Source organism: Lysinibacillus sphaericus OT4b.31, from assembly GCF_000392615.1.
Classification (GTDB): domain Bacteria; phylum Bacillota; class Bacilli; order Bacillales_A; family Planococcaceae; genus Lysinibacillus; species Lysinibacillus sphaericus_B.
The window spans coordinates 2765652-2781494 of the sequence record NZ_KB933398.1; the positions used below are offsets into that span (position 1 = coordinate 2765652).

The 15843-nt window shown below is 34.3% G+C and carries 14 protein-coding genes and 2 pseudogenes; 7 read left to right on the forward strand and 9 right to left on the reverse strand.

Annotated elements, in window-relative coordinates; genetic code table 11:
• Positions 1–320: 320 nt before the first annotated feature.
• A pseudogene (locus H131_RS24995) lies at positions 321–431 on the forward strand (IS3 family transposase); the annotation flags it as partial.
• 286 nt (positions 432–717) lie between these two features.
• On the opposite strand, the gene H131_RS12690 reads toward H131_RS24995, so the two are convergent.
• Together H131_RS12690 and H131_RS12695 are read right to left on the reverse strand one after the other, a co-directional pair.
• On the reverse strand, positions 718–1095 hold the full coding sequence (locus H131_RS12690) for a DUF3908 family protein (RefSeq protein WP_010859554.1): 378 nt from the start codon (positions 1093–1095) through the stop codon (positions 718–720).
• 467 nt (positions 1096–1562) lie between these two features.
• Positions 1563–2015 (reverse strand): OsmC family protein, encoded by a 453-nt coding sequence (locus H131_RS12695; RefSeq protein WP_010859555.1) that lies wholly within the window; start codon positions 2013–2015, stop codon positions 1563–1565.
• Positions 2016–3751: 1736 nt separating this feature from the next.
• Here H131_RS12695 and H131_RS12705 point away from each other — a divergent pair.
• Genes H131_RS12705 through H131_RS12715 form a run of 3 tightly spaced genes read left to right on the forward strand, consistent with a single transcriptional unit; the run spans position 3752 to position 5696 of the window.
• Positions 3752–4819: a hypothetical protein gene (locus H131_RS12705; protein WP_155242442.1), complete on the forward strand. Its 1068-nt coding sequence runs from the start codon at positions 3752–3754 to the stop codon at positions 4817–4819.
• A gap of 26 nt (positions 4820–4845) precedes the next feature.
• On the forward strand, positions 4846–5238 hold the full coding sequence (locus H131_RS12710; RefSeq protein WP_010859558.1) for a hypothetical protein: 393 nt from the start codon (positions 4846–4848) through the stop codon (positions 5236–5238).
• Entirely contained in the window at positions 5235–5696 is a 462-nt protein-coding gene (locus H131_RS12715; RefSeq protein WP_155242444.1) for a hypothetical protein, read from the forward strand. The genes H131_RS12710 and H131_RS12715 overlap by 4 nt, the downstream gene beginning before the upstream one ends.
• 153 nt (positions 5697–5849) lie before the next feature.
• Here the strand turns inward: H131_RS12715 and H131_RS25420 are convergent.
• Positions 5850–6130: pseudogene (locus tag H131_RS25420) on the reverse strand (transposase); the annotation flags it as partial.
• A 314-nt stretch (positions 6131–6444) separates the two neighbouring features.
• Positions 6445–6612: a hypothetical protein gene (locus H131_RS24505; RefSeq protein WP_155242446.1), complete on the reverse strand. Its 168-nt coding sequence runs from the start codon at positions 6610–6612 to the stop codon at positions 6445–6447.
• 806 nt (positions 6613–7418) lie between these two features.
• On the opposite strand from H131_RS24505, the gene H131_RS12720 reads away from it, so the two are divergent.
• Positions 7419–8291 carry a DMT family transporter gene (locus H131_RS12720; RefSeq protein WP_010859560.1) on the forward strand — a complete coding sequence of 291 codons (873 nt, stop codon included), beginning with the start codon at positions 7419–7421 and terminating at the stop codon, positions 8289–8291.
• A 315-nt stretch (positions 8292–8606) separates the two neighbouring features.
• Here H131_RS12720 and H131_RS12725 read toward each other — a convergent pair whose 3' ends face one another.
• Together H131_RS12725 and H131_RS12730 are read right to left on the reverse strand one after the other, a co-directional pair.
• Positions 8607–10271, reverse strand: a complete 1665-nt coding sequence (locus H131_RS12725) for a methyl-accepting chemotaxis protein (RefSeq protein WP_010859561.1) — start codon at positions 10269–10271, stop codon at positions 8607–8609.
• 652 nt (positions 10272–10923) lie between these two features.
• The gene (locus H131_RS12730; protein ID WP_010859562.1) at positions 10924–11937 is read right to left on the reverse strand and encodes an alpha/beta fold hydrolase; all 1014 of its coding nucleotides are present in this window, start codon (positions 11935–11937) and stop codon (positions 10924–10926) included.
• 355 nt (positions 11938–12292) lie between these two features.
• Here H131_RS12730 and H131_RS23730 point away from each other — a divergent pair, with 355 nt between their 5' ends.
• The gene (locus tag H131_RS23730) at positions 12293–12409 is read left to right on the forward strand and encodes a YjcZ family sporulation protein (protein ID WP_010859563.1); all 117 of its coding nucleotides are present in this window, start codon (positions 12293–12295) and stop codon (positions 12407–12409) included.
• 420 nt (positions 12410–12829) lie between these two features.
• Here the strand turns inward: H131_RS23730 and H131_RS12740 are convergent, their stop codons facing one another.
• The 3 genes from H131_RS12740 to H131_RS12750 form a co-directional block, all read right to left on the reverse strand.
• Positions 12830–13138, reverse strand: a complete 309-nt coding sequence (locus tag H131_RS12740; RefSeq protein ID WP_036130254.1) for a hypothetical protein — start codon at positions 13136–13138, stop codon at positions 12830–12832.
• 436 nt (positions 13139–13574) lie between these two features.
• A complete protein-coding gene (locus tag H131_RS12745; RefSeq protein ID WP_010859565.1) occupies positions 13575–14048 on the reverse strand; it encodes a glutathione peroxidase in 474 nt (157 codons plus the stop codon).
• Complete coding sequence (locus tag H131_RS12750) at positions 14045–14500, reverse strand: MarR family winged helix-turn-helix transcriptional regulator (RefSeq protein ID WP_010859566.1); 456 nt, start codon at positions 14498–14500, stop codon at positions 14045–14047. The genes H131_RS12745 and H131_RS12750 overlap by 4 nt, the downstream gene beginning before the upstream one ends.
• 725 nt (positions 14501–15225) lie before the next feature.
• Here H131_RS12750 and H131_RS23735 point away from each other — a divergent pair.
• Positions 15226–15330, forward strand: a complete 105-nt coding sequence (locus tag H131_RS23735) for a YjcZ family sporulation protein (RefSeq protein WP_080647666.1) — start codon at positions 15226–15228, stop codon at positions 15328–15330.
• Positions 15331–15843 lie beyond the last annotated feature (513 nt).

Sequence of the window (15843 nt, forward strand, 5' to 3'; positions counted from 1 at the left end):
CAGATTCTTTTTTTTTGTTAAAGCGAACTTTATAGCATTTTGATGAAAAATATGTAGAAAAATTTTAATATTATTCGAATAAGAGTCCTGTTTTATACATTGTACTGCTACTTCCAAGAGTTAAATGTTCATAGACGTCTAGCACTTAATAGAGCTTTCAATTCTATGGACTTGGCTTATATATACTTCATCTACATCCTTTTTAGATTAGTAGTATTAGTAGGTCAAAGTTTTATAGTTTTTACGCACCAGAACCAAGATTTCTTTTATATTTAATTGTTGTTGATTTTACAAGCTCTATCACTTTGTTATACCAATATTTAAAAAACAGGATTAACGAATACATTGAGGTATATAACACAAGAAGATATCTATGGGACTTAAAGGAAATGACTCCGGCACAATACCGAAGCCATTTAATTGCAGCTTAAACTGCACAGGTAGCTTTTATTAAACTGTCCATTTTTTTAGGGCGCAGTTCAATTAGCCACTTTATGGAGGTTTTTTTATATGAAGTTATACTAAATTTGTTTGCAGAGGTAACCTTTACGGTTGTTAATACGAATTACTTGGTCTATCCATATCTTACATTGTCCGAACAATTTAGACTATCTGTATCTTGTGAAGAAGCTATTGCGCTTGTTGAAAATAAATTCGCTGTAGCAGTTCTTGGATGGCCTGTTGATAGTGTTTTTTAAATAGCTAAATACATTTCTTTTACATTCTTGAATACTCATTTTGCCAATTTTCATTTGAGTCCTCGATATTATTTAATTCTATAGAATCCCCATTTGCGAATGTAGCTTTTAGATAATGTTCTTCATTTGAAAAATGAGGGATTTGAATTTCTTTCGTAACGACTCCGCTTTGATTGTAATGACAAACAAAGCTATTTTGGTTAACGAGCACTCTCAATATTCCTTTAGAACTAAAATAAAATAACTCAGTCTGTTTTTGATTTAAAAGATTCTTGGCATAAAAAGCTTTTATATCTTCTCCTAAAAGATCGTCTATGTATTTAATTACTTTATTAAGCGTAACTCGATCATCAAGTATGCCCTCAACTACATTTTTTCTAAAATCTTGGTATTCCATCTCCTTCACCTCTAACTCAATCATAATCCGAGAGGGACTAGATTGGAACAATTTTCTACAATAAAATAACCTCCATCCCCGCTCAGGATAAAGGCTCGTCTATTGTGGTAAACCTATTTAATTGACGATAGCTCATTTTTAGAAAAAACGTGGAGCTCGCCATATTTCGATGTATGGGCATTGTGTTTTTATCGTGCACTTTTAGTCAGTTTGGTTGGAAAATAGAAGAAGATCACATAATCTCTTAAAAAATATGAGCCGGCCAGGTATGTCATGCTCGAACACGTATATGGAGCGCTGGTCGGTCGTCAGTCTATCTATAACACCAAGGGAGGAAAACATTGCCTCGTCGTCCCCCCTCTTTACACTATAGATTGCTTAAAAAGTACGCTTGGAACATTTGTCATTCGCTCTTAAACTCACACCACTAATCAGACTTATTCGATATTTTGGAAATAAAAAATAGATTAAATTATAGGATTCTCCATAACAATCCCTGAAGAGACAAGATTTACGGTATTAGTAATCGTATCACCTACAGGGCAATGGGCTTCAATGAATTTTTTAAATTCCTCTACCTTTTCTTCTGATGCGTTCGTTTCGATATGAAAAGTATATCGAATTGCTAAAAATCCAGGTCTTACATCGGATTTCCCTAAAAAGCCATCTGTATCAAGGTCTCCTTCTAATTCAACCCAAAAATTTTGAAGGTCTATATCAAATTTTTTAGCAAAAGTTCTCGCTACTATTGATTGACATGCACCTAAAGCAGCAAGAAGGAGTTCTACAGGATTTGCACCTTGATTATCTCCACCTAATTCTTTTGGTTCATCTACAATAATTTTATGTCCTCTTACATTAGCTTCTACTAAAACCTTTTCTTTTAAATATGTGTTTGCCTTAAATGTTGTTACCGCCATTTAAAATCACTCCTAATTATTACAATTTTTTCCTCTATGTTACTTGTAGCTCTTTCTTTAGTCAACTACTAATTATTTAATTTAAATTGCAATAATACATATTATAATTTCTTACAACATCAAACATGCCCTTAAAATACAAAAATGATGAAGCATCTGGAAATTCACTTCATCATCAGATCAATTACTCGTTCCCGCACTCGCTGTACACTTGTATGGCACATATTAGGCTTTGCTGCAATCACTGAACAGGCATGCCCTCTAGCAATCGGAAAGCACTTCCCTGTTCAATGTCACCAACACCTTACCAGTTAAATTGTGTACCATCATCATTTCATCGTTGATTTATTGATACGAACTTTGCGTATGCTTTGATTGAACTTGTGCATGGATTAGATTACTTTGGCCAGCAATAGCTTTAGGCATTTTTGCTTAAATACCGTATTTGGCGTTGGCTGCAGTTGCCGTTATTGAATCAAGCTCGTCCTTCATTCTCATGACCTTACACATATTTGTCATCCTAGTCTAGTTGATAACGGTTTAATTCTGTTTCCCCTCCTAAGTTGTGGTATAATATCTTTCTGACTAACCGTCAAAAGGGCTTGAACCAATTCTAGGCTGCAGCGTCTACAAACGTTGCGGCTTTTTTTAATTTATTTCTCAGGCAATTAACTATACAAAAATAGCTATCACATCATATTAATAATGGGGTGGTGATGCTAATTTTGCCTTACTCACTTTTTATACTGAGGGTTACTTTCGTCGAGTGACCCTTTTACTATTTTCTTTTCTCGTGCAGCGCAATATCAATTCCCGAAACTTTTTTCAATTTCATCCGTACATTAACTAGGTATGGTTCTCCTCCCTAATTTCTTATTTAAAAATTACTTTCCCATATACTTCTGGCATTTGCACTTGCTACTTCGGCTGATTCTAATATTAAAAAGTTGAAAAATGAGTTGATGAACTTACAAAAAGGTAATCATCTTAAAATTACATAATGAGGTAATGCTATGGACATATTTTCATGGATTTCAGTTGTTGGAAATCTGCTACATTTTATACCACCTATGATTCTGCTACCTATTGTGATGGTAGTCTGTGTGGTCTTTTACAAGATGATATTCGGTAAAATCTTACCTACAAAGATCTATAATTTCTTTATTGGTCCCATCGCCCTTCTTGGTTTCTTCGTATGGGCTATACCAATGAATATGGGATTTTACGCATTCTTTAGAGCGATGTTTTGATCGCTCTTTTTTCGTTTCCCACATGTGCAGTAAAAGTGCATTTTTACATTGCTTTATTTACAACCTAAAACGACTTCAATGCTTGCTCCACCAAAATGAAAGTTTCTTTCAACCTTTATTGTCGCGTTAGATGTTTCCACTATTGAAAGATCAACCTGTTGATGCTTTATTTCGCATATTGTCTACGCTTTTCACCATTACTAAAAACCAATAGAGAGGTATTAGTAAAAGGCTGTAAATCGTAAGGCATTATTCCAATGGTATTTTGTCGTGAATTTTATATTTTTCTTACTTCTATTTTTGCCTATGACGGCATAAATCCTTTTTACGTGCATATGTTCTAAATAAGGAAATTAAAATATTCCATTCAACTGTATATTCAATACTTATTTATGATTTTTTGTCATTCTTAACAAATAATTATCTTTTTATGGTAATATATAGAATATATTATTAAATTCGACTATATAATTCCAGAGGTGAGAAATGAATACAATTAAATCTTTGATTTTCCCCCAAGACTTGAATAGATTAAATAAAGCCCTACTCAAAGAGGTCTGTAATGGTATGACTTTAGATTCAACAGGAAATGTAAATGAATTAACAAGTAGAGTGTGGACAGCGTTTGAGCATATTGAAGGTGATGCCCTGGAAATAATAAGCAATAACATTTTTTCAGGAGTTGTTTCTTTAGCTTGGTATCAAACTACAAATCAATCTGGTTTATCGGGGCTTAAACAAAGTATTATTGATAATATGCCATTTGATCCTTTTGAAACAGTAATTACGCCAAACAGCGAGAATATTCCAAATGAACCTACAATTATTGCTGCAGCCGAAATCGAAGGGTCACAGGCTTATTATTTAAGGTTTATTCATCGTACAGGGGTTAATGTTGATTACTTTTTAGCTAACCGTAGGGAATACGTTAAACACGAAATTACGACAGTTTATATTGATGAAATTAAGGGAATAATCGAAGTACGAGCAAGTTTAGCTGTTGCAAAGAAAATTATTGCTGGATTAGCCGAAATTGTGGATGAGGAATACGAATTCAAACAGTTTGATTTTTTAGAGAGATACGGTGGTACTCTTGATTCTTTAGTTGATGTTCTTGAAGGAAAGCTTATTGATGCTACAGGAAGACCAGCAGGAATAGTAAGTACATTTGAAGAAACACAAGGTAAATCTTTTGTAAGTATACTTTCTGCAATTGATGAATACTATACTAATGGTGAATTAGCCGTTCTTGAGCAAAATTTAAATAGCGAGAATATTACCGGTACATTACAAACCACACCTTTTACTATGTTACTTTTAAGTGGTCTTGAAACAATAGGATTAGGTAGTATTAGAGAACTAAGAGGGTTGCCATTATATGATTATTTAGAGCCTTACTTAGCCAAACAAAAAGGATCTATAATATTTGAACATAGTGTTGGTGGCGTAGTACAAGAATATTCTATAAGAATTGGCTTAACGACAAAGACATTTAAATTCAATGTATTTGCGTCTGAGCATGTATTGCATTATATTAGAGAAAAATTGATTTAACAAATTTATTCTGTGAGGTAAAAGTTGTGAGCAATTTAAAACCATGGGAAATTTCTCAAAAAATTGATAATGCACTTGAGGCAATTGCGAATAGTAAGATTGAAAAATTTTACCATAGTTATATTGCAAAAATAACTGACTTACCTCTCGGAGTAGTTATTGATAAATTATCTGAATTGGAAGAACAGGAAGCGCTTATCATAAAATTAGAGTTCCTCTGCGAGGAATGCAGTAGAAGCATCTTAACTACTACTAAATGTGAACTAGATAATATTGATTCTGAAATTACTTGCAAATATTGTGGAACAGAAAATTGTTTTAATCCTTTAGACACTATTCCAATAATTGAATTAAGTGAGGATTTCAAACAAAATTTTTCAAAAAAAAAACCAATAACAAAAGACTACATGGTGGTTTGAATCAACAAAATAAACCTAAGAGTTTAAGAGAAATGATCGATATTTTAGAAAAAGAAAATTCTAGTCAATTATTAGATTTAGTATCAAAGCTTGGGAGTTTAACTATAATTTTAGGAGATGGTTATATGAGTGAATCTAGTAAATATGGTGGGTTAACTTTTGGAGAAAACAAAGGGAATATAACTATTGAAAACAACGGTACCCTCAATCAAGGGATAGCTAGCCATTCTGATGATATTATCAATGCTTTACAACAATTACACGAAGAAATTCAACTACTATCAGATGAGCAACGAGAAATTGCAGAAGCCAATTTTGAGCTACTTCAAACTCATATAGAAAACGGAGATAAAGAGAAAGCTAAAAAACCATTAGAAAAATTGAGTAGTTTATTAGGTGTTATTACCTCTATTTTATCTATCGCTTCATTCGTAGGACTTAGAATACCTATCAAATAATATTTTAAACAATAACATGTTAGAAATGTTATTAGATAAGTAGCTTCGAAGGATTGAGTTCCGGTATTATACCGGACTTAATCCTTTTAATTTTGCCTTACTCCGTTACCTGTGCAGTTTCCTTTATGAGACATATTTTGTGAGTATATTGTTTCAACGTTTAAAACTCAACGCAAATATTGTTGTATCTCCTTGGATTTCCAGGCCAAATAAACCCGCCCATTTTGCTTTATTGTAGCCATGCGGATTTTTCAGCTTACTATTCTTCGATTCAATCTTATAGCCCTTTTCGCTAAGTCTTTGAATTTTTCCGTTTCTTGAAAAGCTGCTTGCTCTTCATGTTCGGTTTATTATATTGAAACTGAATACGTTTTGCTTTTGGCACCGTCTTTATAACAGCCATCTCATAGTGGACAAATCTTACATTTTTCTATGTGAGCGCCGAGGAGGCTCAAGGTTCTCCCCCAGGAAAGCGTCCGCAGAAACGGCAATCAAAGGCATCGAAGAAAAAGCTACGGCGGAAACGTTAATCGTTTCCGCCATGGCTAAAATTCATTTTATTGACTTTTTCAGTGTCCCACATTAGTGTAAGTGCCTGTTCACTCTGCCCATATCGTCCTCAAATTTAAATACTTTAGGCTGTCAAACACCTATCTCAATGTTTATACGCCATTATCATTCTTTCTCACTTTTTTGGCTCCCGCTCTATGTACAATAACCTAAATACTGTTTTGGCATCAATAAGACGTCACTCGGACTTCCTCAGTGTTTTATCAATACTGTCAATCAATCGGTCAACGCATTCTTTAGTGATTTTTGTATTACTCATGGCTTTACTGTTGTTCAGACTTTTATGCCCACTATGTGGTGTGTTGTTTACGTGATTGTTAAAATCTATTGTAATATCTTTCGCCATAAAATCACCTCATTAACAAAATAGCATAAAATCCACTATTAATCATCATAAAGTTTAGGCATTATATCCCCTTCATAAGCACGAATTCGTTTATTTAATAACAAGAGGATGTCTGCTTGCTGTTCACTTTTTAGAACAAAACAAAAACACCCTCATGGTTTTTATTATGCTCGAATTGTTTTTTAATAACATCCCGATTAAATTGAGCCTAATATTGCATCATTTTTATGTTAAAATTTACATAACGAGATGATATTATGGAAGACAGCAAATTAATTTGTAAGTCCTGTGGCAATGATTCCTTTTCTAAAGGTAAACTTGATGGTTATGCTGCCTTAAGACCAATTGACACGATATTTTCTTCAGGTTCTCCACTTATTTTTACGGTGTGTCAAAATTGCTGAGAAGTAGCTTCCATCAAGGTTTCAAAGCCTAAAAAATTCATTAGTACTTTGTAGTATGGTCTAGGGTCAGTCTCAGCCTAGTGATCCTTTCAGTACATCAACGTATGTCGATAATCGTAAAGTAAACACTCGGACAGATTTAACCCCTTAATAACAAAGAATTTAAAAAAACAAAGCTCTTATACTGGGGTTATTATATCCATTGTTGAACGCTTTAACTATGCCTATTCAAACGATTGCACTTGAATTATACTAAATAAAAAATGAAAACAGAATGGAGTGATTGATATGATGTTTTCACCATTATTTGAACAAGACGTACCAACAATCCTTCTTCCTTAACGGTAGAAGTGTTTTTCTCCGTTAAGGGCATAGATACCTATGAAAAACGGAGGAGAAAATATGAGCATTAAAGTAATAGGCGCCTTATTTTTATCACTTGCAGCAAGTATTTGGGGCGCAATGTATGTTGTTGTAAAAGTAGTGGTTGATGTTGTTCCACCTTTGGAACTTGTCTGGATACGTTATGTGATTGCTGTCATGGTGCTTGCAATTGTTGGTTTATGCATGAAGCAATCATGGAAAATAGCTAAAAAAGACTGGTTGATTATTTTTCTTGTAGGTCTCATCGGTAATACAATATCGATTGTCACACAAGAAATAGGCACGATGTTATCGACTGCTCAAATGGGTGCAATGATTACAGCAACAACACCTGCCTTTATGGTCGTGTTTGCACGCTTTATTTTAAAAGAAAAAATAACGATAAAAAAATGTATTTCCATCCTGCTAGCAACATTTGGGGTTGTCATTATTGTTGGAAATGGACAAATTGACGGGACGCAACAATTAGGCGGCTTCTCCTTATTAATTGCTGCATTATCATGGGCATTGATGTCCGTTTTAGTCAAAAAAGTTCCTGGTCATTATTCACAAATTGTTTTTACAACTTATTCAGCTATGATCGCAGTAATTTTATTGACGCCATTTGTTCTACCAAAGTTAAATGATTTAAATCTATCTAGCCTATTACAACCGACAATTTCAGGAGGATTACTGTATTTAGGCGTTATTTCAACAGCTGGTGGTTTTTTATTATGGAACAAAGGCCTACAATTAATGAATGCTTCTAGTGGTGGATTGTTCTTTTTCTTCCAACCAATTGTCGGGACCTTCTTGGGTTGGCTATTGTTAGGAGAGACAATAGGAATGTCTTTTTGGTTTGGTACAATTTTAATTTTTAGTGGTGTTTTTATAGTTATTAAAGACGAATAACTAATGTACGTACACTAGTTTATTGGAGCGCAGGCGGTGACTTCTGCAAGGAATAGCATGAGCGAAAAGGCCGCAGGAGCGTAGCGACGAGGAGACTGAAGCCATGTCAGCGAAAAGCGTCCGCCGTAGCGGAAAACAACGGATTCATATAGATACTTCTATTTGAAAAAAAATGACTGTAAACAAACTCCATTTTTGAGTTTGCTTACAGTCTGAAGTGCGTTTCTATATTATATAGAGACGCACTTTATTCATTACAAGTTTTATTGTCAGCTGCTTAGAGTTAATGACTGACTGGATGTATCTTTACTTCTTTCAAATAGTGAACTTTTTCATTTCTCCACTTAAAGTATCGGCAATTGTATTTAGATCCTTCGCTTTTTCTGAAACGGTTTCAATACTTTTTAGCTGTTCATGTGCTGAAGCAGAAACTTGTTCTGTGCCTGCAGAGGTTTCTACTGCAGAAGCTGATATGTTTTGAACTACACTAATGATTTGCTCCTTGCGTTCATTCATCTCATTTGATAAATGTTTCACCTCTTGCGCAACTTTACTTGTTTGGTCTAGAGCAGTCTTTATGGTATTAAATATCTCACTCGTATTTTCCGTAGCTTTAGCATTTTGTTCGACAATGCTAAGGCTCGTACCAATTTCATGCACAGCACTTTTAGAAATATCTTGAATAGCAGCTATTTTATTCTTAATATCTTCAGTGGCATTCGATGTCTGTTCGGATAATTTTCGAATTTCATCTGCAACTACTGCGAAACCTTTTCCAGCTTCGCCTACGCGAGCTGACTCAATAGATGCATTCAGTGCCAATAAATTTGTTTGAGTTGCAATATCTGTAATTGTATTAATAATACTTGATATATCAGATGAAGTTCTATCTACTTCTTGAACGATGCTACTTACCTGTTGTGAAGACACGCGATTCTTTTCTGACCAAATAGAGAGTTGGTTGACGGTTTCCACACCCTGATTACTTAAATTATCAATATCCTCTGTCATGGACGCTATCTTCTCTGTACGATTAATAACATTATCAATATTCACTGAAAGTTGATTCAATTGTTCAGCACCTTTTTCTGTATCATTAGCCTGTTCTTCTGTTGCTTTTGCTATTTCATTAATGGCAGAGCTAATTTCATCAGTTGTACGTACCGTATCATCTGATATTTGCATAAGGATTTTGGAGGAATCTGATAACTCGAAACTGGTATTTTGTATGTTAACGGTAACATCCTTTAATGCCGTCCGCATGCCAGAAATACCTTTTGACATGAGTCCAATTTCATCCTGTCGATTTAATAACGTTTCAAGTTCTGGGCTTTCTGTAAAATCTAAACTTGCGGTTTGATGAATGACGTTTTCAAGATTTTTAATTGCCGCTACAATGCGCCCGATAATCCACCACATTAAAGCACCTATAACTAAAAAACTTACGATGCCTGTAATAATCTGATAACTTAGAACAGAGTTGATAATTGATTTAATGCCGCTTTCAGGCACTCCAATGTCAATAACCCCATAAAGCTCGCCGTCTTTATATACAGGTTCCATAATGTCATACGTCCATATACCTTGGACTTCAGCATACCATCTTGTAAATTGGTTTTTCCCGTTTTTAGCACCATCTATCGTGTAGTCATCCTCATACACTTTTCCTAATTTTTGTTTATCACTATGCGCCACCGCCTGAACATTGGTATCAATGATAACAGCATACGTCACATTGTCTTGTTTTTCCTTTAATTCCACAAATTCTTGTAATGATGAAATGGGGTCGCTCTCTGAATTTAATATCGTTTCCACTTGCTTGGCCATTTCAAAAACCTGTTCCTTGGCTTTCTCAATTAATACTTCTTGACTATTCTTGCCAACAATCCATACACCTAATACAGAATTTAGTACTGATGACAATAACAGTAAACCTAATGTAAAAAACAATAATTGTCGCTTAATACTTTTGCTTTTCATCTAATCTGCCCCTTTCCAAACCGCTATATATCTTGTATCGTCATAATTCTTTATACCTAAAAAACTATAACAATTACTGAAGTATAGTATTATTCAAAAGAACTATAATGTCAACGTAAAATTATCAATATAGCGCCTTAAACTCTAATATTATTAGACAAAATAGTGGTAATATAATGTTAACTTTTTACTTATCAATAAATAAAAATACCTATATTTAGTGAATGAATTGGATCATGATAATTAAACTTAAATAGTAAAGTACACAAAAGCGGTTTCAGCTACCGCTCTACTGTATGGACAGCCTTGCGCTTAAAGAACATTGAATCCTGACAGCTTCCGTTGTTTCAGCTATCAAGCGATGCTTGGACTAATTGGAATCCAGTACCTATAATTCACGGATAACTACCAACTAACATAATAAACAGAAATAAGTTACTCATTTTTTTCAAATTTAAATGAGTGACTTTTTTTATATTAAATCATCGGAGAATATTTATTGAGATAAGTATCGTCGTTTTCATTACGTTTAATAGGTAACAAAAAAACTGCAAACATCTTGCCATGATGTTCGCTAGTTTTAGCGGCAATACAAGATGCGAAACTCCAAGGACCTTTAAAAGTTATTGAGTCCATTTCACAATCAATTTATTTAATCAGTCATATTCAGTACTGCTTCTATTATTGCCTCGGGCTGGTCATACATAACAGAATGACTACTATTAGGAACTGAAACGAAATTACTATTAGTTGATAATTTGGTCAATTGTTTTTGGGAATCATTCCATTGCTTGTTCAGTTTACTCTCCTCTTGTTGCGAAAAACCTAATTCTGACGCAAATAATTCTACCTCCATTGGTGTGATGATTGTTAATGGCTTATCCCCTAATGGCTGAATGTCTTTTAGTAACTTTTCAGAAACTTTAATTTCCTTAATTTCTTCATCTAATACTTTAAAAAATGGCGCGTCCCAATGAACATTGATATATTTATCTGCGGAAATGTAATCAGGCATAGAATTAGAGAACATATTTTTTCCAATTAGTCGTACGATTCCAAACTGAGATAAAATACGATTCATAGTTTGGTCTTGTGTCTCGAAAAACTTGTTATTAAATTCTGTAGCTTGATCTGCAAAATATTCATTCCTGGAATCCACAAGAACTAATCCAAATACCTTTTCTGGGTACTTGTCTGCAAAAAAACGAGAATAAATCCCGCCAACAGAATGACCAACTACTATCACAGGCGTGTCAATTTTAGAAGATTCGAGAATCTTACTTAAATCTTCTATCGTCTCATCGACAGAAAATCCATTGGGTGGTGGGTCACTCCAGCCATATCCTGCTCGGTCATATGTGATAACTTGGGTATGCTTTGATAATGCTTTCTGAACTTTTTCCCAATCATAGGACCAAGTACCTGTTCCCGTTTCAATGACAACGGGTGGGAGATTCGTTTTGGTTCCTTGAATTTTCACATGGAGTTCTCTATTTCCAACATCAATCATTTGTCCATCTGGTGGGAATTTACTTTTAACATTTTTATAACTGCTATACTCATAAAGGAACCCTGACATCAATGCGAGTGAAATGAAAATAATAAAAGCTAGCCCTAGCAATTTTAACCTTCGAAATGTTTTACTTACTGTCGAATACTGACTCACCAACCTACCACATCCTTTCCTAAACTCTTTCATAGATATCGCTATTATGTAAATCACTCTAATTATTTCAAAATTCATACTTTACATCAATATTTATTTCATAAATGGCAATACACTCCTAATTTTTGGGGATTCAAGCAAAGTGAACTCGCTATGTTTTCATACCAGTGTATGCAAAAAAGTGTTCGTGGTGACTTCGAACTGAGGCAATTGGCTATTAAAATACGTTGTTGATACTAAGGGTCACCTTCACCCGAGTGATCCTTAGTATCGATTACTTGATATAGATAGTTGAATAACACTGCTCATTTTTACAACGTTACATATTATAAAAAGCAGAGAGGAGGGAATTTCTATGGGTTACAGCTGTGGTTATGATGGTGGCGGTAGCAGCTATAGTGGTTCAACATTCGTTCTAATCGTTGTACTATTTATTCTGCTAATTATTGTCGGCGCTAGTTTCATGTATTAACAAAATGATTTTTTGCTAGCAGTTAGCCAAATAACAGTTTGGCACCTCCTGGTTGCGAGTTAGGGTCACTTTTCATCGTGACCCTTTTATAGTTGCCTTTTTTAGAATTTCATATCCTTACTAAAAGAGTTATGGAAATGAAGAAACTAAAGTATAAAAGATTCAGCATCTCAACAATACCGTATATTATATGTATCACACAAAAAGACCAAAACTCATTTAATTATGAGTGATTGGTCTTTTATGCCTATAAATAGCAGAAAAAATTAAAAAAATTTCCGTTATCCCTTAGACATTTTCTCTCCCACCTGCTTTTATTTAGATTGTGCTGAATACAATTTGCAAGGAAAATAGCTTAATAAATTTTATCGCAGTCATTATGATAATTACTTTGCTTTTCGCTCATTGACTTGGGATATTTTATTTTACGTACTTCAAATGCTTTTTAACAAAATTTACGATGTAATGTACTTCATCATCTGTAATGTTTAATAAATGACAAACTCTTTGTATTTTAGCAGGTGACTTTAATTGTTCTCGCACTTTATCAATCCACATGTATTTACACTTACGGGGATTTACACAATTTCTTATCTGCTTGTATCGAAAGTAAGCATAGCGAGCAAATGCATTCAGCATGTCTCGCTCATCCCCTTCTCGTTGTGGATTCTTGACAGCAGCTTCTATCTCTTCTGTATCAAATGTCCTTGTGTCATCTGTAAATTGCATCTTACCACCTCTCTTCATGAATAAACTTAGTGCTCTTGTTTAATTCCAAACGCTTATGCATATCGTTATAACGCTTGAAGCATAGGCATTGTCAGTTGCTTAGAGTCAATGATAGATGTGGATGCGTCTTTACTTCTTTATAAGTGCTGAACGTTCTCCGTCTTGTGAGAACGCCCAACTGCTTTACACAGTTGGTATCCAGGATGATTTTGTTGCTATGCTTTTTGCTGTACTACATCTATTCACTTACTCTTATAAAACCTCTTCAACTTTCCAGTCTGGATGAAGATGATGAGGTGTTGTTTGCGTGTTACCTTAATCATTTATCATCCCTTCACACATAGTTATTAAATGCACAATAAAAAGCCACATCTGGTTAGATGTGACTCTTTATGTATATTTATAATGACGCCTATATCGTAAAACGAAAACATATTCAGTCTAAAATTTTTTTAATATTGTCCTCAAAACTTTTAGGTTTATCAGTTGAAGCGAAGCGAGATACTACTTCTCCATTTCGATTGACTAAAAATTTTGTAAAGTTCCACTTAACGCTTCTTCCTAAAAATCCCTTTGAATGCGTTGTTAAATGCTCAAAAAGAGGATGTGCATCTTTACCGTTTACCTTTATAATTTCATGCATTGGGAAGGTAACTCCATATGTCAAACGGCAAGCTTCGGCAGCCTCTGTGGCAGAATCAACCTCTTGTTTAAACTGATCAGAAGGAAATCCTAGTACCTCAAAGCCCTGTGCTTGATATTTTTTGTACAATTCTTCTAACTCCTCAAATTGTGGTGTAAAACCACATTTTGTTGCGGTGTTCACAATGAGTAACGCCTTACCCCTGTATTGCTCTAAACTATATTCTAATCCATCTTCTAATTTTACATTGATGTCATAAATACTCATCTTTTTTCCTCCCTGTCATTCAATTGAGATAATGTCTCGTTTAAATTTTGTAACTGTGCTCTGAGATCTCCATCAATAACAGTTAATGCATCACAACGAGTCATTTTTTCAACTAGCTTTTCTGTAATAGCTGTTTCCATCGATCTGGCTTTCTCTGTTAATGAAATGACAACAGCCCTTTTGTCACTTGAAGAAGTTTCTTTCTTGACCCAGCCTTTAACAACAAGCTTATTTAATATTGGATTTAACGTACCTATTCCGAGACTCAATTTTTCACTAATTTGCTTTACGACAAGATTATCTTGTTCCCATAATGCAAGTAGCACCAAATACTGCGGGTAGGTCAAATCAAATGGTTCAAGTACTTGGCGATATAATTTTGTAAATTGATTAGCTGCTTTATATACCGCAAAACATAGCTGATTCTCTAGTAAAAATGCTTTAATTTTCAAGTCACCCCCATATATATCGTATGCGATTTATTATATATCGCACACGATATAATTTCAAGAAATAGCATTTTTGCTTCCCAATCGATATTATACTGTCGCCATTCAACAATCTAAGCAACTTGAACCAATCGGGCTTTTACGGTCAGTTGATAGACCACCACGTTAATTTCCATTTGAGGTGGGCGGCGGCTTACTGACCGTTCATGCGGGATATACACTGAAACACTTGTGTCATCACTTGCGGCAACTTGTAAACAAATGCTCCAACGCAAGATAAAAAAGCCATAGCGTCGTCAAACGCTACAGCTCAGATTTGTTTTTTTACCTAGTAAATAGGATAGTCAGTAACTGTATACTACCAAAATTGTAGTATGAGCAACCTGTTTGAGTAAACAAGCGCAAATCAAGCTTACAAAAGAGTATTTACTTCGGTGGATTGAAAATTGCCGTACCTGTTGTGAATTTATATTATTAATTTTCACAGGCAAAGAACTATACAAACATAACTATCCAATCATAGAAATAGTAGTGTAAAGCTAATTTAGCTTTGTACCTCCGAAACTTGTTACTAGGGTCACTTTCACCAAAGTGACCTTTTTTATCGACTCGTTTCTCAACCTTCGTAACCTAATTAACCATTTTTAAATAATTTATTAATTAGATTAATACCGTCTTTCATTTTTACAACTATACATACTATAGATTATAGAAAGGAGGTGAATTTTATGAGTAATCAAGGTTATGGCAACAGCTATGGTGGTTCATCATTCGTTTTGATCGTTGTACTATTTATTCTGCTAATTATCGTGGGCGCAAGTTTCCTGTATTAAGCCAAGAGTTTTACTAGCTAGCACTGCCTAGTTACAGTAGAGTAGTGGAAATAATGATTTGACATATCTGATTAATTAGGGTCACTTTCACCAAAGTGACCCTTTTAAAATTTTCTTCCCTTGTATTGTTCAGTAACTCATACATAAAATTCTTATCCATCTAAATAACAACAAATGAAGAAAGTACCGGTGGTTAAGCGTCTATCAGACCTACAGATGCTGTATTTCTTTTGTTCTCCATTCATTTATATTTTTTTGTATATATTGTGGAGAAGTAGCTTCACTCAAATAGTAAGTCCAAATAAGTTCAAATAGCCCGTTCGACAGTTTCATTATGGTTGGACACTGCGAAATTTTAAAATTTTTAAAGCTATTTCTCGGGCAATTAACTATACAAAAATAGCTATCACATCATATTAATAGTAGTGTAAAGCTAATTTAGCCTTACATCCCCTGATTTGTTGGTTTGGGTCACTTCGGATAGGGAAGTGACCCTTTTTAATTTCTTTCACA